Annotated in this window: 16 protein-coding genes; 6 read left to right on the forward strand and 10 right to left on the reverse strand. The window is 61.8% G+C overall.

Translation table 11 applies throughout. The features are described from left to right. Positions 1-5: 5 nt before the first annotated feature. Positions 6-4,103, reverse strand: coding sequence for an FAD/FMN-binding oxidoreductase (locus P9292_RS24160; protein ID WP_309961592.1), 4,098 nt, complete (start codon positions 4,101-4,103; stop codon positions 6-8). 531 nt (positions 4,104-4,634) lie between these two features. Here P9292_RS24160 and ilvA point away from each other — a divergent pair. From ilvA to queF, 3 genes are read left to right on the forward strand one after another with little or no spacing between them, the layout of a single operon-like run. After that, a complete protein-coding gene (ilvA, locus tag P9292_RS24165; protein WP_244826954.1) occupies positions 4,635-6,158 on the forward strand; it encodes a threonine ammonia-lyase, biosynthetic in 1,524 nt (507 codons plus the stop codon). An 11-nt stretch (positions 6,159-6,169) separates the two neighbouring features. Next, a complete protein-coding gene (locus P9292_RS24170; protein ID WP_250462936.1) occupies positions 6,170-7,087 on the forward strand; it encodes a 5'-nucleotidase in 918 nt (305 codons plus the stop codon). Next, positions 7,084-7,908: an NADPH-dependent 7-cyano-7-deazaguanine reductase QueF gene (gene queF, locus P9292_RS24175; protein WP_244826952.1), complete on the forward strand. Its 825-nt coding sequence runs from the start codon at positions 7,084-7,086 to the stop codon at positions 7,906-7,908. Before P9292_RS24170 ends, queF begins: the two co-directional genes overlap by 4 nt. Before the next feature lie 43 nt (positions 7,909-7,951). On the opposite strand, the gene P9292_RS24180 is transcribed toward queF, so the two are convergent. The 3 genes from P9292_RS24180 to P9292_RS24190 are packed head-to-tail and all read right to left on the reverse strand — an operon-like array spanning position 7,952 to position 10,752. Continuing rightward, positions 7,952-8,338 carry a RidA family protein gene (locus P9292_RS24180; RefSeq protein WP_244826950.1) on the reverse strand — a complete coding sequence of 129 codons (387 nt, stop codon included), beginning with the start codon at positions 8,336-8,338 and terminating at the stop codon, positions 7,952-7,954. Positions 8,339-8,369: 31 nt separating this feature from the next. Then, on the reverse strand, positions 8,370-9,863 hold the full coding sequence (locus tag P9292_RS24185) for a D-aminoacylase (RefSeq protein ID WP_309961593.1): 1,494 nt from the start codon (positions 9,861-9,863) through the stop codon (positions 8,370-8,372). Between the two features lies 1 nt (position 9,864). Then, a complete protein-coding gene (locus tag P9292_RS24190) occupies positions 9,865-10,752 on the reverse strand; it encodes a MurR/RpiR family transcriptional regulator (protein WP_250462928.1) in 888 nt (295 codons plus the stop codon). A 144-nt stretch (positions 10,753-10,896) separates the two neighbouring features. Here P9292_RS24190 and P9292_RS24195 point away from each other — a divergent pair, with 144 nt between their 5' ends. Then, positions 10,897-12,171, forward strand: a complete 1,275-nt coding sequence (locus P9292_RS24195) for an amino acid deaminase (RefSeq protein WP_250491753.1) — start codon at positions 10,897-10,899, stop codon at positions 12,169-12,171. Positions 12,172-12,175: 4 nt separating this feature from the next. On the opposite strand, the gene P9292_RS24200 is transcribed toward P9292_RS24195, so the two are convergent. Together P9292_RS24200 and P9292_RS24205 are read right to left on the reverse strand one after the other, a co-directional pair. After that, on the reverse strand, positions 12,176-12,655 hold the full coding sequence (locus tag P9292_RS24200) for a MarR family winged helix-turn-helix transcriptional regulator (protein ID WP_250462921.1): 480 nt from the start codon (positions 12,653-12,655) through the stop codon (positions 12,176-12,178). Between the two features lie 20 nt (positions 12,656-12,675). Further along, positions 12,676-14,271, reverse strand: coding sequence for an MDR family MFS transporter (locus tag P9292_RS24205; protein ID WP_309961596.1), 1,596 nt, complete (start codon positions 14,269-14,271; stop codon positions 12,676-12,678). Between the two features lie 113 nt (positions 14,272-14,384). Here P9292_RS24205 and P9292_RS24210 point away from each other — a divergent pair, with 113 nt between their 5' ends. Then, positions 14,385-15,233, forward strand: coding sequence for an EcsC family protein (locus tag P9292_RS24210; RefSeq protein WP_244826944.1), 849 nt, complete (start codon positions 14,385-14,387; stop codon positions 15,231-15,233). Here P9292_RS24210 and P9292_RS24215 read toward each other — a convergent pair. From P9292_RS24215 to P9292_RS24225, 3 genes are all read right to left on the reverse strand, one after another. Then, a complete protein-coding gene (locus tag P9292_RS24215; protein WP_309961600.1) occupies positions 15,203-16,132 on the reverse strand; it encodes an alpha/beta hydrolase in 930 nt (309 codons plus the stop codon). The genes P9292_RS24210 and P9292_RS24215 overlap by 31 nt on opposite strands. A 31-nt stretch (positions 16,133-16,163) precedes the next feature. Further along, positions 16,164-16,610 carry a CHRD domain-containing protein gene (locus P9292_RS24220; protein WP_309961602.1) on the reverse strand — a complete coding sequence of 149 codons (447 nt, stop codon included), beginning with the start codon at positions 16,608-16,610 and terminating at the stop codon, positions 16,164-16,166. A gap of 191 nt (positions 16,611-16,801) precedes the next feature. Continuing rightward, complete coding sequence (locus P9292_RS24225; protein WP_309961604.1) at positions 16,802-17,986, reverse strand: porin; 1,185 nt, start codon at positions 17,984-17,986, stop codon at positions 16,802-16,804. 437 nt (positions 17,987-18,423) lie between these two features. Between P9292_RS24225 and P9292_RS24230 the strand changes: the two genes are divergently transcribed. Beyond that, positions 18,424-19,359 carry a LysR family transcriptional regulator gene (locus P9292_RS24230; RefSeq protein ID WP_309961607.1) on the forward strand — a complete coding sequence of 312 codons (936 nt, stop codon included), beginning with the start codon at positions 18,424-18,426 and terminating at the stop codon, positions 19,357-19,359. A gap of 54 nt (positions 19,360-19,413) precedes the next feature. On the opposite strand, the gene P9292_RS24235 is transcribed toward P9292_RS24230, so the two are convergent. Continuing rightward, entirely contained in the window at positions 19,414-22,470 is a 3,057-nt protein-coding gene (locus P9292_RS24235; protein WP_309961609.1) for an ATP-binding protein, read from the reverse strand. Between the last annotated feature and the right edge of the window lie 56 nt (positions 22,471-22,526).

Here is a 22,526-nt window from a genome sequence, read left to right on the forward strand (position 1 = left end):
CGCTATTACACCAGTACGCGCTCGATACCGCCATTGTTAGCGCGCTCGACATACTGTTCCATCCAGTTCTCGCCGAGCACCTTGCGCGCCATTTCCACGACGATGTAATCCGCCTCGGTGTTGGCGTCCTCGTTGTAGCGCGACAAACCCTGCAGGCAGGACGGGCAGCTCGTGAGGATCTTGACGTCGGTGACGGCATTGTCCGGCTGCGGACCATCGCCCGCTTTCAGCACCGAACCCGGCTGCGCGCCCGCCGCACCGGCCGAGGCGTTCGCCATGTTGATGGCGTTCGCGCCCGCCTCCGCGACGAGCGGAATGCCGCGCAACTTCGCCGCGCCCTTGCGCATTTCCTCTTCCTTGCGAAAGCGCACTTGCGTGGAGATGTCCGGCCGCGTCACCGCGAGCGTGCCCGACTCGCCGCAGCAGCGATCATTTTTTTCGATCTTGTAGCCGTCCTGCTGCGAACCCATCAGCTCGTTGACGAGTTTGACCGGGTCCATCGTCTTGATCGGCGAATGACACGGGTCGTGGTACATGTAGCGCGTGCCCTTCACGCCATCGAGCTTGATGTTCTTTTCGAGCAGGAACTCGTGGATGTCGATGATCCTGCATCCCGGGAAGATCTTCTCGAATTCATAGCCCGCGAGCTGGTCGTAACAGGTGCCGCACGACACGACCACGGTCTTGATATCCAGATAGTTCAGCGTATTGGCCACGCGATGGAACAACACGCGGTTGTCCGTGACGATCTTCTCGGCCTTGTCGAACTGTCCCGCGCCGCGCTGCGGATAGCCGCAGCACAGATAGCCCGGCGGCAGCACGGTCTGCACGCCCGCTTCCCACAACATGGCTTGCGTGGCGAGCCCGACCTGCGAGAACAGACGCTCGGAACCGCAACCAGGGAAATAAAACACGGCTTCCGAATCCACCGTGGTTTTCTGCGGATTGCGGATGATCGGAACGATCTTGTTGTCCTCGATATCCAGCAGCGCGCGCGCCGTCTTTTTAGGCAGATTGCCCGGCATCTTCTTGTTCATGAAGTGGATCACCTGCGTGACCACCGGCGGCTTGCCGACCGTCGCGGGCGGTTTGGCCGTCTGCTTCTTCGCGAACTTCTTGAGGATGTCGTTGCCCAGACGCTGCGCCTTGTAGCCCACGCCCATCATCGCGGTGCGCGCGACGTTGATCGTCTGCGGATTCGTCGCGTTGAGGAAGAACATGCCCGCCGCGTTGCCCGCGTTGAACTTCTTTTTGCCCATCTTGCGCAGCAGATTGCGCATGTTCATGGTGACATCGCCGAAATCGATCTTCACCGGGCACGGCGTCACGCACTTATGGCAGACCGTGCAGTGATCGGCGACATCGTTGAATTCGTCCCAATGCTTGATCGACACGCCGCGGCGCGTCTGCTCTTCGTACAGGAACGCCTCGATGAGCAGCGAAGTCGCGAGAATCTTGTTGCGCGGGCTGTAGAGCAGGTTCGCGCGCGGCACGTGCGTCGCGCACACGGGCTTGCACTTGCCGCAGCGCAGGCAGTCCTTGATCGATTCGGAAATCGCGCCGATATCCGACTGCTGCATGATGAGCGACTCATAGCCCATCAGGCCGAAGCTCGGCGTGTACGCGTTGCGCAAGTCCGCGCCTTCGAGCAATTTGCCCGCGTTGAAGCGCCCCTGCGGATCGACGCGCTTCTTGTAATCGCGGAAATCGCGGATTTCGTCATCGGTCAGGTACTCCAGCTTCGTGATGCCGATGCCGTGCTCGCCCGAGATCACGCCGTCCAGCGAACGCGCGAGCTTCATGATGCGCGCCACCGCGTGATGCGCGTCCTGCAGCATCGCGTAGTTGTCGGAGTTGACCGGAATGTTGGTGTGCACGTTGCCGTCGCCCGCGTGCATGTGCAACGCGACGAACACGCGGCCGCGCAGCACTTGCTTGTGGATGGCCTGCGCTTCGTCGAGGATCGGCTTGAATTCGCCGCCGTTGAAGATTTGGCGCAATTCGCCGCGAATCTCCGTCTTCCATGAGATGCGCACGGTGCGGTCTTGCGCGACGTGGAACACGCTCGCATCCGGCTGGGTATCGACGCGATCCGCGAACTTCTCGGCGAGCCCTTCGTAGCCGAGATTCACGAGATAGTGCTGCGCCTCGCGCAAGGACATGTCGAGCTTGTCGCCGACGAAAGTCCAGCGCTCACGCACGCGCTTCATCAAATCGAGCGCCTGTTGCACGCGATCTTCGAGCAATTCGGCGGACGGAATCTCGTTCGCGTCGTCGCTCTTTCCGAGCGGCAGCTTGCCGGTCTTGAAGAACGCCTCGAGCGCGTCGACCAGTTGCAGCTTGTTCTTGATCGACAGCTCGATATTGATGCGCTCGATGCCGTCCGTGTACTCGCCCATGCGATTGAGCGGGATCACCACGTCTTCGTTGATCTTGAACGCGTTGGTGTGCTTCGCGATGGCGGCCGTGCGCGAACGGTCGAGCCAGAAGCGCTTGCGCGCCTCGGCGTTCACCGCGACGAAGCCTTCGCCGCTCTTGCCATTCGCCATCCGGACGACTTCGGAGGCGGCTTGCGCGACGGCATCGGCGTCGTTGCCGACGATATCGCCGATCAGCACCATCTTCGGAAACGCGTTGCGCTTGCTCTTGGTCGCATAGCCGACCGCGCGCAGATAGCGCTCGTCCAGATGTTCGAGTCCCGCGAGAATCGCGCCGCCCTGCTTCGACGTCTCGAACAGATAATCCTTGATCTCGACGATGCTCGGAATGGCGTCGCGCGCCTGGCCGAAAAATTCGAGACAGACGGTGCGCGTGTGCGCGGGCATCTTGTGCAGAATCCAGCGCGCCGACGTGATGAGCCCGTCGCAACCTTCCTTCTGCACGCCCGGCAAGCCCGCGAGGAACTTGTCGGTGACGTCCTTGCCGAGCCCTTCCTTGCGGAACGTGCGGCCGGCGATATCGAGCGCCTCGGTTTTCAGGAGCTTTTCGCCGGGCGCGCGTGTGCCGTCGAACCAGTCGAGCCGGAAGCGCGCCACCGGAATGTCGTGGATCTTGCCGCAGTTATGTTCGAGGCGCGTGACTTCGAGCCAGTTGCCTTCCGGGTCCACCATGCGCCACCAGGCGAGATTGTCGAGCGCCGTGCCCCACAGCACTGCCTTCTTGCCGCCCGCGTTCATCGCGACATTGCCGCCGACGCACGATGCATCGAGCGATGTCGGATCGACGGCGAACACGAAGCCCGCCTGCTCCGCCGCTTCCGTGACGCGTCGCGTGACCACGCCCGCGCCGGAGAAAATGGTCGCGACCTTGTGATCGACGCCCGGAAGATCGGTCATCTCCACCGGCCCGAGTTGTTCGAGCTTTTCCGTGTTGATGACCGCGGAAAACGGCGTGAGCGGAATCGCGCCGCCGGTATAGCCCGTGCCGCCTCCACGCGGAATCACGGTGAGGCCGAGCTCGAAACACGCCTTGATGAGACCCGCGATCTCCGCCTCGGTGTCCGGCGTGAGCACGACGAACGGATATTCGACACGCCAGTCGGTGGCGTCGGTGACGTGCGAAACGCGCGACAGACCGTCGAACTTGATGTTGTCCTTCTGCGTCTGTTTGCCCAGCACGCGCGACGCGCGGCGGCGCAACTCGGCCATGCGGCCGAATTCGGCGGAGAAGTCGTCCACGGCGCGGCGCGCGGCCGCGACCAGCAGTTGCACGCGTGCGGCGCGTTCCTGGCCTGCGTCGTCGCCGTGTTGCGATAGATCGGCGTTACGGCGCTTTTCGATTTCAGCCAGCCGATGGTTCAGCGCTTCGACGAGCAAGACTCGACGCTTCGGGTTGTCGAGCAAATCGTCCTGCAGATACGGATTGCGGCGTACGACCCAGATGTCGCCGAGCACTTCGTACAGCATGCGCGCCGAGCGGCCGGTGCGTCTTTCGCCGCGCAGTTCGTCGAGTGCGGCCCAGGCTTCGTCGCCGAGCAGCCGCATGACGATCTCGCGATCGGAAAACGACGTGTAGTTATAGGGAATTTCGCGCAGACGGGGCTCGACGTCGAGCGGCAAGGCGGCATGGGCGCCGTTCGGATCGAAGGCTTGAGGTGCGTTCATGTTCGACGGTTCGGTGAGCCGGCGAGCGCGTCAGGAAGCGCAAAGTCACCGGCGATGCGCGTGGGGGCGCAGATTTTTGGATGAGACTGTTCTGTAGGAAGGCCGCCGCATCGCGCAAATCCGGCAATGACACGGATGTAATGACGAGCCAGATGCGACACGGCGCCTTCAATGAGTCCGGATCAACGCCACGATCGCGCATGGCGCGCATGCCGCTCCGCCGCAGCGTGAAGCTCGCGGGGGACATACGCCAGTAAATCGATCCGAAGCTGCCAGTGCATCTGCCGATCCTGATTTGTAAAACGAAATTCTAACCCATCGCGAAAAAGGCCGTTCGTGACGGCTAGCAGGCAGAAGGGGCATTTGCGTGCCCGTTCACGACATGTTTCGGGCATTTTCCGCGCTTTTACTCCCGGCCGGTCGGTCGGCGATAAGGCGTCTTAGCCGGAATGCTGCTTCTTCCGCGCTATCATTCATGCTTTCGCCCTCAAAAAAGCAGCGCGCGGCCGGCCTGCGCGACGATTTCGACGCATGACACATCCCGACTACCTGAAGAAAGTGCTGACCGCGCGAGTCTATGACGTCGCGCGCGAGAGCGAGCTCGAACCCGCGCGCAGTCTGTCCGCGCGCCTGCATAACGCCGTCTACCTCAAGCGCGAGGACAACCAGCCGGTGTTCTCCTTCAAGATTCGGGGCGCTTACAACAAGATGGCCAACCTGCCCGCCGACGTTCTGGCGCGCGGGGTCATTACGGCGTCGGCGGGCAATCATGCGCAGGGCGTGGCTTTGTCGGCGGCGCGGCTCGGCTGTCGCGCGGTGATCGCCGTGCCCACGACCACGCCGCAAGTGAAAATCGACGCGATCCGCGCGCATGGCGGCTCGACCGTCGAAGTGGTGCTGGCGGGCGAATCGTATAGCGACGCCTACGCGCGCGCCGTGCAGCTCCAGGAAGAGCGCGGCCTCACCTTCGTCCATCCGTTCGACGATCCCGACGTGATCGCCGGACAAGGCACCGTCGCCATGGAAATCCTGCGCCAGCATCAAGGTCCGATTCACGCGATCTTCGTGCCGATAGGCGGCGGCGGCTTGGCGGCGGGCGTGTCGGCGTACGTCAAGGCGATCAGGCCGGAGATCAAGGTCATCGGCGTGCAGACCGAGGATTCCTGCGCGATGGCGCAATCCATCGAGGCGGGCGAGCGCGTTACCTTGAGCGAAGTCGGCCTGTTTTCGGACGGCACGGCGGTGAAGCTCGTCGGCGAGGAAACCTTCCGCCTGTGCAGCGAGTTGCTCGATGAAGTCATCACCGTCGATACCGACGCGCTTTGCGCCGCCATCAAGGACGTCTTCCAGGACACGCGCAGCGTGCTCGAACCGGCGGGCTCGCTCGCGGTTGCGGGCGCGAAGGTCTATGCGGAACGCGAAGGTATCGAAGGAAAGACGTTGATCGCGGTGACTTCCGGCGCGAACATGAATTTCGACCGCATGCGCTTCGTGGCGGAACGCGCGGAAGTGGGCGAGGCGCGCGAGGCCGTGTTCGCGGTGACGATTCCCGAGGAACGCGGCAGCTTCAAACGCTTTTGCGAACTCGTCGGCGATCGCAGCGTGACCGAGTTCAACTACCGTATCGCGGATGCGGCCGCCGCGCATATCTTCGTCGGCGTGCAGATCAAGTCGCGCAACGAGACGGTGCAGATGCGCTCGGCGTTTATCGAGCACGGGTTCGCGACGGTCGATCTGTCGCACGATGAACTCTCGAAGCAGCACATCCGCTACATGGTCGGCGGCCATTCGCCGCTCGCGCATGACGAACGCCTGCTGCGTTTCGAATTCCCCGAGCGGCCGGGCGCGCTCATGCGCTTCCTTTCGTCGATGGCGCCGGACTGGAACATCAGCCTCTTCCACTATCGGAATCAAGGCGCGGACTACAGCTCGATTCTCGTTGGCATTCAGGTGCCGCGGGCGGATAACGCAGAGTTCGAGCGCTTTCTCGCGACGCTCGGTTATCCGTGGTGGGACGAGCAGCAGAACCCCGTCTACAAGCTGTTCCTGGCGTAAGTCGAGACTTCATGTCCAAGTTCACGCTCGAAGACAAACTCGTCGTCGCGATTTCGTCGCGCGCGCTCTTCGACTTCGAGGAAGAAAACAGCGTGTTCGAGGCGGGCGATCTGGCGCGTTACGAAGCGCTGCAACGCTCGCGGCTGGACAATCCCGCGAAACCGGGCGTGGCGTTCGGGCTCATTCGCAAACTGCTCGCGCTCAATGCGGGCGAGCAGCGCGTGGAAGTAGTGATCCTTTCGCGCAGCGATCCTATCAGCGGCCTGCGCGCGTTCCATTCGTGCCGTGAGCATGGACTGGCGATCGAACGCGGCGTGTTCACGCGCGGCCGTTCGCCCTTCAGCTACTTGAAACCGCTGCGTGCGTCGCTGTTTTTATCGGCGAATCCCGACGATGTACGCGACGCGCTCGCCGCCGGTTTTCCCGCCGCGCGCGTGCTGCCGGAAACGCCGCGCGCAGCGAGCCGTTACGCGGATGAAATTCGCATTGCGTTCGATGGCGACGCCGTTCTCTTCTCCGATGAAGCCGAGCGCGTGTTTCAGGCCGACGGTTTGCTGGCCTTCGTCGGCCATGAAACGAACAAGAAAGATCTGCCGCTGCCGGGCGGACCGTTGAAGCCGCTGCTCGAAGCGCTGAACAAACTGCAACGCATTGCCGCCGCGAATGAAGGCGAGCAGGCGGCCATGCATATCCGCACCGCGCTCGTCACCGCGCGTTCCGCTCCCGCGCACGAGCGCGCGATCCGGACGTTGATGGCGTGGGACATCGAAATCGACGAAGCGATGTTCCTGGGCGGTCTGGACAAGGGCGAATTCCTGCGTGAATTCGAGCCCGACTTTTTCTTCGACGATCAAATTCGCCATTGTGAATCGGCCCGCGGCGTGAGTCCGACAGGGCATGTTCTCAGCGGCATAGCGAACGCAACATGACACCCGAACAATCTCCGCTCGGCAAGCCCGTCCACTACACCGAACAGTACGATGCGTCGCTGCTGTTTCCGATAGAGCGCAAGAGCGCGCGCGATGCCATCGGCGTCGGCGCGCGGCTGCCGTTCTTCGGCACCGACATCTGGAACGCTTACGAGCTTTCGTGGCTGAACGCGCGCGGCAAGCCGCAGATCGCGGTGGCGACGTTCTTCGTGCCGGCGGATTCGCCGAATATCGTCGAATCGAAGTCGTTCAAGCTTTACCTTGGCTCGTTCGCGCAGACGAAGTTCGACTCCATCGACGACGTGCGCGCGGCCATCAAGCGCGACGTATCGGCGATCTGCGGAGCGACCGTATCGGTGCAACTTGCCGCGCCGGCAGATTTCGGCAAGCTCGCGATGGAAGAGTTCGATGGCTTGTCGCTCGACAGGCTCGATCTGGATACGGACATCTATATGCCCGATCCTTCACTGTTGAGCGCGACGCATGGCGAAGCACCGGTCGACGAGACGTTGTATTCGAATCTGCTGAAGTCGAATTGCCCGGTGACGGGACAGCCGGATTGGGGCAGCGTGCAGATTCGCTACTACGGCGGGCAGATCGATCACGCGGGTTTGCTGCGCTATCTGATTTCGTTTCGCGGACATACCGGCTTTCACGAGCAATGCGTCGAGCGCATTTTCATGGACGTGATGCGGGAATGTCAGCCGGAAAGGCTCGCAGTGTACGCGCGTTACACGCGGCGCGGCGGGCTGGATATCAATCCGTTCCGGACGAATTTCAATTTGCCGATGCCGGATAATGCGCGGTTGGCGCGGCAGTGAAGCTCGTCAATGCGGCTCCGACTTCCCGGAGCCGCATTGACGTTCAAGCCGACGCCTTCTTATAAGCCACGCAATCCACCTCGACCTTGCAATCGATCACCATTGACGACACCACGCAAGCTCTCGCCGGCGGATTCGCGCCGAAGTACTCCTTGAAGATCTTGTTGAAAGAAGCGAAGTCGCGCGGATCGTCCAGCCAGACGCCGCAGCGCACGACATGCTCCGTGCCATATCCCGCTTCCGTCAGAATGGCGATCACGTTTTGAATTGCCTTGTGCGTCTGCTCGACGATTCCGCCGTTGATCACTTCGCCGTTCTCCATCGGCGTCTGGCCCGACACGAAGAGCCAGCCATCGGCCTCTACCGCGCGTGCAAAAGGCATATGCGCGCCGCCTTGTCCCTTGCCGCCTTCAACGCCATATCGCTTCATCGTTCAACTCCTTGATTCAATCGTAAAGAATTCAAAACGCACCCTGCGCATCCAGCTTGGATGCCGCGCCGCGCGCCACGAAACGTCCCGCGCGCGCGCCGGTCACGGCGGCATCGCGATACGTCAAAACCCCATTCACCCACACCGCGTCGATGCCGTCCGCCGCCTGCTGCGGCTTCGCGAAGGTCGCGGCATCGCGCACACGCTCGGGATCGAACACGACCAGATCGGCGTGATAACCCACTTTCACTTCGCCACGCTCGGGCAGGCTGAAACGCCGCGCCGTCAGGCTCGTCATCTTGCGCACCGCTTCTTCGAGCGGCATCAGCGCCGTATCGCGCGCGTAGTGGCCAAGCACGCGCGGAAACGCGCCCCACAAGCGCGGATGCGGCAGCGGATCGTTCGGCAAGCCATCCGAGCCAACCATCGTCGCGGGATGCGCGAGAATGCGCCGCACATCGTCTTCCGACATGTTGTGATACACCGCGCCCGCCGGCTGCAAGCGTTTCGCCGCATCCTGCTGGCTCACGTTCCACTCGGCCGCTGCCTCGCGAATCAGCTTGCCCGCCATCTCCGGATGCGGCTCCGACCACGTGATGGTGATGTCGATATCCCCCGTCACCTGCTTCAGATCCAGCGTCGACGAACTGCGGTTATACGGATAACAATCGCAACCGAGCGGCTGACCTTCGCGCACCGTTTCGAGCGACTTCAGCACTTCCACGCTGCGTCCCCAGTTCGACGGTCCCGCGCACTTCAAATGCGAAATCACCACCGGCACACGCGCATGGCGACCGACGCGATACGCCTCTTCCATTGCATCGAGAATTGCATCGAACTCGGTGCGCATGTGCGTCGTGTATAGCGCGCCTGCCTTGGCAAGCGGCTCGGCAAGCGCCTCCACTTCCTCTGGCGGCGCGTTGAACGCCGAACCATAAGCCAGCCCGCTCGATAACCCCAGCGCGCCGTTATCCAGCGCTTCTTCGAGTTGCGCTCGCATGCCTTCCACTTCAGCGCCGTTCGCCGCGCGATCCAGCCGGTCCATGTGATTGTTGCGCAGCGCCGTATGGCCGATCAGCGCGCCGACATTCACGGCGGGACGCGCTTCGTTGACGGCATCGACATAAGCGGCGAAGGTCGGATATTTGAACGCGTCGGCGTCGCCGAGCAGATTCATCGGATCGGGCGGGTTGCCCTTCAACGTCACCGGCGACGCGCTGATCCCGCAATTGCCGACGATCACCGTGGTCACGCCTTGCGTGATCTTCGGCATCATCTGCGGCGAGCGGATCACGTGCGTGTCGTCGTGCGTATGGACGTCGATGAAACCGGGCGCCAGCACCTTGCCCTGCGCGTCGAACACTTCATCGGCGTTCCAGTTGGCGAGTGCGCCGGGCGCCACGATGGCGACGATGCGGCCATCGCGCACCGCGACATCGCGCTCGACGGCGGGCGCACCCGTGCCGTCGATCACACGCGCACCGATGATCAACGTATCGGCCTTCTGCTTCGAGGGCGATTCCATGTCAGTCTCCCAAAGGTTGCCGCTCGCCGCCGCCACGATGCGCATCGAGCGCGTGCTTCATGCGGCGCAGCAGTTCACGGCTATGATCGGCCTGCTTCACCGCGAGTTCGGTGACCAGCAGATCGAGCGCCATCATCATTGCGTAACGCGACGACGACGGCTTGTAGATGAAATCCGTTTCTATCGCGATGACCGGAATGAGCCAGTCCGCGAGCTTCGCCAGCGGCGACGCCGGCGCGGTCAACGCGATCACGCACGCGCCATATTCACGCGCGATCCGGCAGCTTTCAAGCATCTCCGGCGTCTGCCCCGTCACGGACAGCGCGACAACGACGTGTTCGCTCGATAACGTCGATGCCACCATGCGCTGCAGCAGTCCGTCCTGATACGACGCCACCGGCCGCCCGAGCCGCACGAGACGAAAGCGCATCTCGTCGGCGAGCGCGGTCGAGCCGCCGCCCATGCCGAACACGTAGATCATCGACGCAGCCGCGAGTGCATCGGCGGCTTGCGCGATGGGCGCGGCACGCAGCGCACCCTGATTCTGTGCGAGCGTGGCCTGCACCTCCTCGAAGATACGCGCGGCGAGTGTTTCAGGCACGGCGTCCGGTTCGGGCTTCAGAAAGCGTTGCCCGACGCCCGCCGCCTGCGCGAGCCGCAGCTTGAGTTCGCGCACGTCCTGACAGCCGACCGCTTTCGCAAAGCGCGTGACCGTGGCGATACTTACTTCCGCCTTGTCCGCAAGCGCGCCGATGCTCGCCCGCGACGCGCCCGTGAGATCGTCGAGGATCAGCGCGGCGACCTTGCGCTCGGCGCTGCGCAATTCGGGCGCGCGTTGCGCGATGCGCGCGACGATATCGAAGGTGAGCGAATCGGCGTGGCCGTTCATAGTGCTGACAGGGTTAACCCACGGTGTATGTTACTAAATAACATTTCAACGAGAATGCTACTTTGGGTAACATGATGCCGTCAACCGCGACGCCATTTTAAGTACCGACAGAATCTATTCATCCGGACGATGGAGTAGCAGCACATGAAAGTTACAAACTATCAGAACGCGACAATCGACCCGTTTGGCAAGGGTCTCGGCATGGTACCGGGCACGGGCATCAATCTGACGGACGCGGCGCGTCTGCAATGGAACCTGCTCGAAGAGGACGTGAGCTTGCCTGCCGCCGTGCTGTATGCAGAGCGCATCGAACACAATTTGAAGTGGATGCAGGCGTTCGTCGAAGAGTACGGCGTGAAGCTCGCGCCGCACGGCAAGACCACCATGGCGCCGCAACTCTTTCGCCGCCAACTCGACACCGGCGCGTGGGGCATCACGCTCGCCACGGCGCATCAGGTGCGCGCGGCGTATCGCGGCGGCGTGTATCGCATCCTGCTGGCGAATCAGCTCGTCGGCAAACGCAACATGGGCATGATCGCCGAGTTGCTGACGGACCCGAACTTCGAGTTCTTCTGTCTCGTCGATTCAGCGGATGGCGTCGATCAACTGGGCGCATTCTTCAGCGACGTGCACAAGAAGCTGAACGTGCTGATCGAACTCGGCGTGCCGGGCGGACGCACGGGCGTGCGCGACGACGCGCAGCGCGAAGCCGTGCTCGCGGCCATCGCGCGCTGGCCGGGCACGATCGAACTGGCGGGAATCGAACTATACGAAGGCGTCTTGCAGGACGAATCGAAGGTACGCGACTTTTTGAAGAGCGCCGTCGACACCACCCGCGCCTTGATCGATGCTGGCAAGATCGCGCGCAAGCCGGCAATTCTCTCGGGCGCGGGATCGGCATGGTACGACGTCGTCGCCGACGAATTCGCCAAGGCGAACAGCGACGCCATTGAAGTCGTACTGCGCCCCGGCTGCTATCTGACGCACGACGTCGGCATCTACAAGAAAGCGCAGAACGAAATCTTCGCGCGCAATCCCATCGCGAAGAAGATGGGGCAAGGGCTTAAACCCGCGCTGCAATTGTGGGCGTACGTGCAGTCCATTCCCGAGCCGGACCGCGCGATCATCGGGCTCGGCAAGCGCGATTCCGCATTCGACGCGGGCTTGCCGGAACCGGCGAAGCATTTTCGTCCGGGCACGGAAGCGCCACGCGATATCTCGACGGATGAAGGCTGGGAAATTTTCGGCCTGATGGACCAGCACGCTTACTTGCGCATCAAGCCCGGCGATGACCTCAAGGTCGGCGACATGATCGCCTTCGACATCTCGCACCCGTGTCTCACGTTCGACAAGTGGCGTCAGGTGCTCGTGGTCGATCCTAAATACCGCGTCACCGAAGTGATCGAAACGTTCTTTTGACGCGTCAGGCTTTTTCGGCGGCGGTATCGACGAGTGCGGCGTTCGCCGCGTTTTGCACCGCGACTTCCTGAATGCGCGCTTCGAGCATATGAAGTGCGCCCGACAGCGCCTCGATGGCGTCGTCCGGCAACGATGCCATGGTGTCGTGCAGAAACGCCGTGCGGCGCGGCATGCCCTCTTCCGCCGCCGCGCGGCCTTGCGCTGTCAGCGCGACATTCGACACGCGATTGTCGCGGACATCCACGCTGCGCACGACCCAGCCGAGACCTTCCAGCGTCTTCAACTGACGAGTCAGCGCGCCCGGGTCCACGCGCAGGCGTTCGACGAGTTTCTTCTGCGACACCTCGCCCTCGTGCTCATGCAAGGCGAACAGAATCCGCCAGCGCGGCATCGGCTGGCCGACGGCTGCTTCGAACGCCGACATGAAAGCGCGATACGTCCGCCCGAACTGCTGCACCACAGCGATACGTTCCTGTTCGTTCATGCTCTCGATTCCGTTGTAATTCATTCGGCGAGGATGACCGGTTCGAGCGTTCGTTTCAAGCGCACGGGCGGCACGCGGCGCGACTGCCAGAGCGAAACGACCGCGACGACGGCCGCGACCGCCAGGCCGATGTGGATTGCCGCCACCAGCGATTCGCGCGCGGATTCGAGCAGCATCGCGCCGTTATGACCAGCAGCCGCAAGCTGCGCGAGCAGCGTGTCCTGTCCTTCGCGATTGATGAGGATTTGCGGATCGGAAAGATCGCCGAGCCAGTGCATTGCGTGATCTCGTTCAAGCGCGAGGCTCACGCCGCTCGCGTACAGATGGCTCACGAGCGTGCCGGTCAATGCCGTGCCGATCATCCCGCCGATCATGCGTAGCGATTGCAACAATGCCGTCGCAATTCCCAGATGCTGACGTCCTGCGGTCTGTTGCGCGAACACGGTGAGGTTCGGCATGACGAAGCCCAGGCCGAGCCCGCCCATCAGCATGACGACGAGCAGCATGGAACGCGGCATCGTATGCGTGGCGATCACCACGCCGAAACACGACGCGGCGAGAAACGCGAAACCCACGTACAGCATGAGATTCGCGTTCTTCAGACGCGTCACGATTCGTCCGTTCACGATACTGCCAATGGTAATGAACACGACGAGCGGCGTGATCATCATGCCCGCGTCTTTCGGCGACATGCCGAAGCCGCCTTGGAACAGCAGCGGCGCGTAAAACAGCAGCGAGAACATGGTGAAGCCGCCGAGAATCGCCAGCGTGAACAGCGCGGCGAGGCTCTTGTTGCGGAACATGTCGACGGGAAGAATCGCGTAATTGCAACGCAGTTCCCACTTCCACAGGCTGTAGGACGCCACGATGGCCACCGCCAACAGCATCGCCGTCTCGACACTGATGCCGTGCTTCGGCAACATCTCGACGAACAATTGCAGCGCGCCGAGCGCAACCGCGATCAGCGCGGCGCCGGGCCAGTCGAGCCGCATCTTGCCTTCGTGCGCGACATGCCGCAGATGCGGCAAAAAGCGCCAGACGAAGAACAGCGACAGCACACCGACGGGCAGATTCACGTAGAACACCGAACGCCAGCCGTAATACTGCGTGAGAATCCCGCCGAGCGAAGGGCCGACCGCATTGGCGATGCCGAAAGCGGAACTCATCAGCACCTGCCAGCGCAGGCGCACGACCGAATCCGGGAACAGATCCGCGATGCACGCGAACGCGGTGCCAACCAGCATCCCGCCGCCGATGCCCTGCAAACCGCGCGCGAGCACCAAAAACATCATGCTGTTGGCGAGTCCGCACAACACGGACGCCACCGTGAACACGATAATCGAAGCGATCACGAAGGGTTTGCGACCGTAGTAATCGCCGAGCCGCCCAAAAATAGGCACGGTGATGACGGAGGTCAGCAAATAGGAGGTCGCGACCCAGGCGTAGAGATCGAAGCCTTTGAGTTCGGCCACGATAGTAGGCAGCGCGGTGCCCACGACGGTCTGGTCCAGCGCGACGAGCATGGTGACGAAAGAGATGCCCAACATCGCCATGAGCGATTCGCGGAAGGGCAAGACCTGTCCGCTGGAGTGATGCGCGGCTGTGTGAACGGCCATTTTTGTGGACGCAATTATTGACGAGTCAAAGAATGGGGAATCATAGCACGCTCGCGTGCTCTAAGCCGTGTGGCCCACCGCTCTCTTCATGCACGTTCCCGGACATTTTTCGTATGCAACCGACGCCCATCATCACTTCGCCGCTTACTGCCGAAGATTTCACCGCTCTGTCCCGCGCGAAGGAGGCGCTCGAAAGCCCTTCGCTCACGATGAAACTGGCGAGCGTGGTCGGCGCGCCGATCGAAAAACTCATGGGACGGCTTCCAGCCTCGGCTCAGGGGAAAGTCGACGAAGCCACGCAAGTCGCGCTCAAGAAATGCCTGCAGCTTGCGCTGCGCACGCTCGGCAACAGCGCGCCGTCCGACTCGCTGCTCGCGCCGCCGCCGGACAAACCGCGCAATCTGATGCACAAACTCGCCGTCGCGACGACGGGCGCGGCGGGCGGCGCATTCGGCTTGTTTGCGCTGCCGGTCGAGTTGCCCGTCACGACCACGTTGATGTTTCGCTCAATTTGCGACATCGCGCGCAGCGAAGGCGAGGACGTGCATCGCGTGGAGACGCAGTTGCAATGCATGATGGTGCTCGGCATGGGCGGCACCCACAAAGACGACGATAACGCCGACATCGGCTATTTCATCGTTCGCGGCGCGCTCGCGCAGTCCATCTCGCGCGCGACCAACGAAATCGCGGCCAAGGGATTGAGCAGTCATGGCTCGACGGCGTTGCTCAAATTCTTGCAGACCATCGCGTCGCGCTTCTCGGTGCAGGTCAGCGAGCAGGTCGCGGCCAAGTCGATTCCGGCCATCGGCGCGGTTCTCGGCGCCATGGTCAACACCGTGTTCATCGACCATTTTCAGCAGATGGCTCTCGGACACTTCACCGTGCGCAGACTCGAACGGCAATACGGAACGGCGGCGGTCGAGCGCGCCTATCAGACCATCGAGGTGATCGGCGGGCGCTGAGTGTTGTCGGCGCTCGTCGTGGTCGATATGAAACGCGCGGCTTGCGTGAGCGCATCGCGCGCTTCGGGCATGAATGGCGCCCAGATTTGGAAAATATGCGGGACGTTGCGCCAGATTTGCAATTGCACGTCCACGTTGGTTTCACGCGCTATCTTCGCAACGCGCGTGGCATCGTCGAGAAGCAATTCCGTGTCGCCTGCTTGAATCAGGAGCGGCGGCAGGCCTCGATAATCGCCGAAAAGCGGTGATGCGTAGGGATCACGCGAATCGGCATCGCCGAGATAGAGCGCGGCCACGCGCGGGAAGACCGATGCGTGGAACATCGGGTCACGGCCTTCGTTTGCTTGCATCGACGCGCCGCCACAGGTCAGGTCGGTCCACGGCGAAAACAGCACCGCGCCGGCGGGCAATGGAACCCGCGCATCGCGAAGCGCGAGCAATGTGGCGAGCGTGAGGCCACCGCCGGCCGAATCGCCCGCAATGACGATCGATTTTGCATCGATGCCCGACGCGAGCAGGCGGCGGTAAGCGGCAACGGCGTCGTCGAGCGCGGCCGGAAAGCGATGCTCGGGAGCCAGCCGGTAATCGAGCGAAAACACGTCGGCATCCGCACGCGTCGCAAGACCGAACGTGATCGCTCGATGACTGCGCGGCGAGCAAAAGTAATAGCCGCCGCCGTGGAGATAAAACACCGTTCGTCGATCATGCGCGGCGCTCTCGCGGCGCAACCATTCGCCATCCGGCTCGATATCGAGTCGCCATCCCTTCGGTACACGCGGCAACCAGATTCGACGCGATGCGTAGGTCCGCGCGCGCTCGACATCGAGTGTGGGTTTCGCCGTTTCCGGCCGCATTTGCCGCTTGAGCAGCCAGCATGCGAACGCGCTTTGCCAACTCATCGTAGAGGGCTCAGGCTTTGAGTCGAGCCGATCAGTTCGATGGCATCACCTGACCGCGAAGCTCGCCGGTCGGGTTTTCCTGTGTGTGAATGTTGAAATACCACTGCCCGGCCATGAGGTCCGTGACCTGCTGCTCGGTGAGCGTGGCCCGACCTTTCATCGGACTGGCGAGCGCATGTTTGTCGGCGGGTACTTGCGGCTTCGCGTTCTGACCGACGGGCGCGGGACCGTGGAAGTGGGCCATCGTGACCGGGCCGGAAAGCTCGGCGTAAGTCGCGGTCCAGGTGATGACCTTGGTGTCGGTGTCGAACGTGGCGTCGAGCATGCCGTGCCCTTTGCTGACGCGCGGCGGGACTTCGCTCGATGGCTGTAGATTCGCCTTCAGCGCGATGGTATCGGCGAATGCCGCCGAGGATGCGAGCAACGTGAACATCATGGCTGCGATGCAGCGGACATGTGGTCTGCACGTCGGGATCATTCTGGCTCTCCTTGGTGGCGGCCAAGCGCTTCGCTTTCATATCGTTGATGCGCTTACGGCATCGCCATGGTAGAGCATTCGGATGATCGATGTTTTTCAGTGTGCGCCGTTCACGCGCACGAATGCAAAAAGGGCGCCGCGCGGCGCCCTTTTCTTTCTACTGCTAGCTACTGCTTACAACTCAGCCCGCTTTAGAAGCGGTGACGGATACCAGCCGTCACGAGAACCTGACGGCTGCTCGACGATGCTGCTGCACCGCTGATTTGAGCCGACGGGTATTCGTTTTCCGGCAGACCGCTTGCAATTTGCATCACGCCTTCAGCGTAGACGTCCGTACGCTTGGACAACGCGTAGTCGGTCTGCAAGCCGAACTGGTGATAGCGAACGCGCGTGGATTCACCTACGGCACCGAGCTTCTGGTTGGTGAACGTGTAGGCCGCACCCAGCGACAGCGCCGGCGTCAGAGCGTAACGAGCGTTTGCTTCGTAGTTGTTCGTGACGGCCGTAGCGTCGAAGTTGCTGCCGTCTTGACGAACTTGCGTCCACAGCAGGCCGAATTGCATAGCATTCGTCGAGTAGCTGGCGCCTGCGCCGAACGTACGTTGACGGATCGTGCCGAATGCGGCTTCTGCTGCCTCTGCCGGCTGACCGGCTGCTACAAACGCATCACCGACGACATGCGGAACGACCGTAGCACCGTTGATCGCGCCGACGTTGTTACTGTTGATGCCGTTTGCTTGCGTGTAAGCAATGCCAGCCTTGATCGGGCCGTTAGCGTAGCCAGCACCCAGGCTGTACGCGCGATTCGCCGCGAAGCTGCCTGCCGAGTTCGAGAAGCCGTACTCGCCGCCGAACGTCAGACCAGCATAGTTGGCGCTCTGGAACTTGACCGAGTTGCTGAGACGGAAGTTGTTGCCGTCCAGGTTATCCAGGTTGTCCGGGTGCGCGAAGTACGTGCCGCCGAACGTGCCCGTTGCGCTCAAAGGACCGAGGTAGTCAGCCACGGCGTCGTTCTGACGACCCAACGTTACCGTGCCTTGGTTCGTCGAAATGCCGACATACGATTGGCGAGCAGCACCGGCGCCGCTACCGTTTGCCGGGTTGAAGCCGCTTTCCAGCCTGAAGACTGCCTTCATGCCGTTGCCCAGATCTTCAGCGCCCGTCAGGCCCCAACGGCTGTCTTGCACGTTGTTGCCAGTGACGCCCCATGCGCTTGCCTTGTTGTAGTCCGAACCCGGTGCCGAGCGCACGTTGTTCACGAACGTGAAACCTGCGTCCAACGTGCCGTACAGCGTGACGCTGCTTTGTGCGCTTGCAGCCGTGGCGAACGATGCAGCCAGAGCGGCCACTGCGGCTCCGATAAGATTCTTTTTCATGCGAATTCCTTTGATTGAGTCACGAGACTCGATGAGTTGCTTAAGGCCGCGGCGCGGCACATCTGGGATTGAAGCCCCGGAGAAAGCCTCACACCGATATTCGGCAGCCCAAAGTGTATGGCGCAGCTTTTTGCAGAGACCACCAAGGAACACGCAAAAGGTCTTTCGAATAAATCAAAAAATAGAATTTCAATATGACTTAACGCTTACACATCTGGTACTTACCCGAATGCTTTTTCTTTAACGAGATGGACCAGGCGCAGCATCGTTGCACACATGCGACAGTGGCTGACGAGCGACAGCGAGAAGACATCGGAGTCATCCTATTCACAAGATGTATCGGGCTACGTAACATCGCGCACGCGAGGCGGCACTCCTGCCCTTGCTAACTTCGCACCGATCACCCGCAGTTCACGCTTTCGCCAGGCCATCCGCTCATGAACCAATTACAGGCGATGCGCGTCTTCCTCAAAGTCGCGGAGACATCTTCTTTTGGCCGTGCGGCCGCAGCGCTCGATCTTTCGAACGCCGTGGTCACGCGCTATGTCTCGCTACTCGAAGCGCATCTCAATACCCGCTTGCTGAATCGCACGACACGAAGCGTGTCGCTGACTGAAGCGGGCAAGGAATACGCCGATGGCTGCCGAACAGTGATCGAACACGTCGAGAATATCGAGGCATCAGTAGCGAACAGTTCAGTCGATCCATCCGGAACACTCAAGCTCGTTGCATCGGCATCGTTTTCCTTGCTCGAACTCACGCCCATGCTGCGCGCTTATCGCGATCGCTATCCGAGCGTGAAGCTCAGTCTTACGCTGCTCCATCGGCCGGTCGATCTCGTCGATGAAGGCTTCGATGTCGGCATCGTCGTGCCGCATCTCGTCAATAGCGGCACGCTCATCAACCGGCCGCTTTTCAAGGTCGCCGCGGCACTGGTCGCATCGCCTGACTATCTTGCGCGCCACGGCATGCCGGCGCGGCCCGCCGCTCTCGTCAAACACGAGTTTCTCGCGCCGTCCACAGATATTCACGGATCAAAGTGGTCATTCACCAGTCCGACGGGTTCGCGCGAGGAAGTGTCGATCGACCCGTCGTACACGGTGAACAGTTCACCCATGTTGCGGCAGGCGGCGATATTGGGAATGGGCATTGCCGTATTGCCCGAGAGCTATGTCCGGCAGGACGTCGAAGCGGGCGCGCTCGTGCGCCTGCTGCCGGCCTACACGCTGAACGACGCGGACAAGGAAGTGTCGATCGTTTATCCGGGACGCAGACACGTATCGGCTAAGACGCGTTCATTCGTCGACTTTGCGCTGATGCATTTCCGCGACCGTGCGACGTCCGATATCGGCGCGGCCAGTCTTTCCGACTAAAAGAAAAAAGCGCGACGCGGTTGATTCGCGTCGCGCTTTGAGTGATTCGACCGCTTAAACGAGCTCGGCGCCTTGCGCCTCTATGCGCTCGAGCAATTGCCTGCAGCGAACGATCAACAGATTTCCGTCCCGTCGACGCATTGCAAGTGGCTTACTCGACAAGTCACGCCTGAATGTTTCCAGCGCATCAAGCAGCGGCCGATACTGCAAGACGCTCGCCGCCCCAGACACGCGATGATGCCATTCGCGCAAGTGTTCTACCGTGCCACGTGCGACCAGTGGTTCGAGCGCGGCAAGATCGTCGCGGAACGAGGATACGAAGGCATCGAGAAGCGCCTTGACGGTGGCCTCGCTGCCCCAGAGTTGCGCCATCGCTTCAAGGTCGAGTTCGTCTTCTTCCGCGTGCCTTGCTTCGGCGCCGCCGACTGCCCGTCCTTCCGGTTCTGGCGCGATCGTATCCTTCAACCACCACCGGTTAAGATGCTCGCGCAGCGTCGCGAGCCGTGTGGGTTTGATGAGGCAATCGTCCATACCCGCGTCGCGGCACATGGTGCGCTCCTCGGCCGCCGTGCTCGCGGTGATGCCGAGAATCGGCAGGCGGACCGCTGTTCCCGCTTCGTTGGCGCGCACGTGTCTCGTCAGTTCGTAGCCGGTCATGTTCGGCATATGGCAGTCCGTGATCAGAAAGCCGTAATGCGTTTGTTCGAGCGCCGCGAGCGCCTCGACGCCATCCTGCACGACATCGCAGGCGAACCCGAGCAACGAAAGCTGGTGGCGAATCAACTCCTGATTAACGGGATGATCCTCCGCCACGAGCACGAGCCTGCCGTTGCGCAAAGCATCCTCGCGGTCGGGCGCTTCCTTCTTCGGTTCGAGGCCCATTGTCGCGCGCGCCGCAATCTGCGGCATGCCGGTCAAGGCCGCGACGCAGGCAGCGCCAAGCCCTCGCCAAGAGATGGGATTGATGCTGACGCGAATATCGTCTTCAAGAATACGATAACCCGTTGGCTTCGGCTTTTCCGTCGCGTGAATGACGCGGGATCCGAACGGCAGCTTGTCCTTGTGCGTATCGCTCAGAAATACGATATCGACGCCTTCGAACGTCTCCAGAAGCATCAGGCTCGGGCTATCCGACGGAATGCGCTGAAGCACCAGACCGAGCGCCTGTCCGTAGTTCACCAACGCGTCGGCGACGCGATCTTCGTCGATCGCCACGATGCCTCGCCGGCCGCGCAAGCCGTCGATCTGATACTGCAAAGTCTCGACCGGCAGTTCGAGGCGAAGCGTCATGGATGTGCCGACGCCTACTTCGCTCTGCAACGTTAGTGTGCCACCCATCAAATCCACGAGCCGATTGACGATAGTCAGTCCGAGGCCCGTACCGCCGAAGCGTCGAGTAGTGGACTTTTCCGCTTGCACGAACGGCTCGAAGAGACTCGCCTGCGCCTCGGACGCGATACCAATGCCCGTGTCCTTCACGCAGAGTTCGAGCAGCTGAGTGGACTCCGTCGATCCCACTTCCCGTACGTGCACAGCGACTTCACCAGCGCTGGTGAACTTGATCGCGTTGCTCATCAGGTTGAAGATGATCTGCCTCAGACGCACGCTGTCGCCCTGCACGGTAGCCGCCACTTCCGGCGCGACATTGACTCGCACGCGCAAGCCCTTTTCGTGTGCCCTGCCCGCCAGCAAGCCGACGGCGCTATCGACGAGTTCGCGCAAATCGATCGCGGTCGGCTCGATCGTCAGACGGCCTGCTTCGATCTTCGAATAGTCCAGGAGATCGTCGAGAATCTGAAGCAAGGCGCTGGCCGAATCCTGAATCATGCCGAGCATTTGCGACTGATCCGGATTGAGCGGCGTATTTTCGAACACTTCGACGAGACCCAGAACGCCGTTCATAGGCGTGCGGATTTCGTGGCTCATCATGGCGAGAAAATCGTCCTTCGCTCTCGATGCGGCCTCCGCGATATCTCTCGCCCGCGCAAGCTCTTCAGCGCGCGCGTGCTCGACGCTCGCATCCACCCAATATCCGCTCCAGACCACGGCGCCGTCGTCTTCGCAATGAGCGACGAGGTCTGCGCGAAACCAGCGCGTCACGCCGCCGACGACGGCTCGAAATTCCGTATGCAAGGGCTCGAGCGTAAGCGATGACCGCTCTATTTCCGCCAGCAGGCGCACGCCGTCCTCGGAATTGACTTGACGCAATACCTTGAGCGGATCGTTAGCCAAGGCTCCAAGATCGAGGCCTAGCAATTGCCGCGTGTCGCCGTCGATATACGGAAGGCTGTAAGCGCCATCGCGCGCACGCCGCAGTTGGAATACGACAGCGGGGAGCGAGCGCGTGACGTCGTGCAGGCGCCGCTCCGTGCGACGGGCGTGCATCTCCGCGTCGCGAATATCGGTAATGTCGATCATCGTGCCGACTACGCCTGCTCGCTCGCCGTCCGGTGCCAGAAATGCACCGGTCCAAAAGAGGCCGTAGCGCGATCTGCCGAACTCGTCGAAGAACTCGGCCTCGACTTCCTGACGCTTGCCCGTGGCGAGCGTGCAACCAGAGAGATCGTGCAGCAAACGGCTGTGCTTTGCTCCCCACGCGCCCACTTCGAGCGCCGTCTGTCCGACGATATCCGTCCTTCGAACGCCCAGGGCCTCCTCGAACGCACGGTTGACCGCGACGTAGCGATTGTCCATGTCCTTCGCGACAAGCGGATACGGCACGACTTCCATCATGGTCTGCTGGAAGCTCAACTGCGTCGCGAGTTGCTGTTCGATCTTGAGACGCTTTCGCATTTCCCGCTGCAACAGGACGAATGCCCGAAGCGTGACGATCAAAACGGCCAGCACGCCAATCAGTGCAGGAAGCAGGCGCAGTGCGGTAACGCTCAGAACGCGGGACGGCGCTGCCGAGACATAAACGTTCGAGAGCGCGTCGTTAGCGCGAAACATGAAGGCATCCGCATCGACAGGCGGAATGCTTTCCCTTGCGGGCGAGATATCTGCCGCCGTTGCACGCGCGTCGGACGCGAAAATGTCCGCGCGAACCGCCGTGCAATACGGTGACAGGAGCACGACGAGCAGGAACCAGCAACGCACGACGACGGAACTCAAATCGAATCTCTCAAAGGTAAAAGTCGGCGTCGTTGAGAGGACGCCGCATGGGAAAT

This window comes from Caballeronia sp. LZ001, assembly GCF_031450875.1.
GTDB lineage: Bacteria > Pseudomonadota > Gammaproteobacteria > Burkholderiales > Burkholderiaceae > Caballeronia.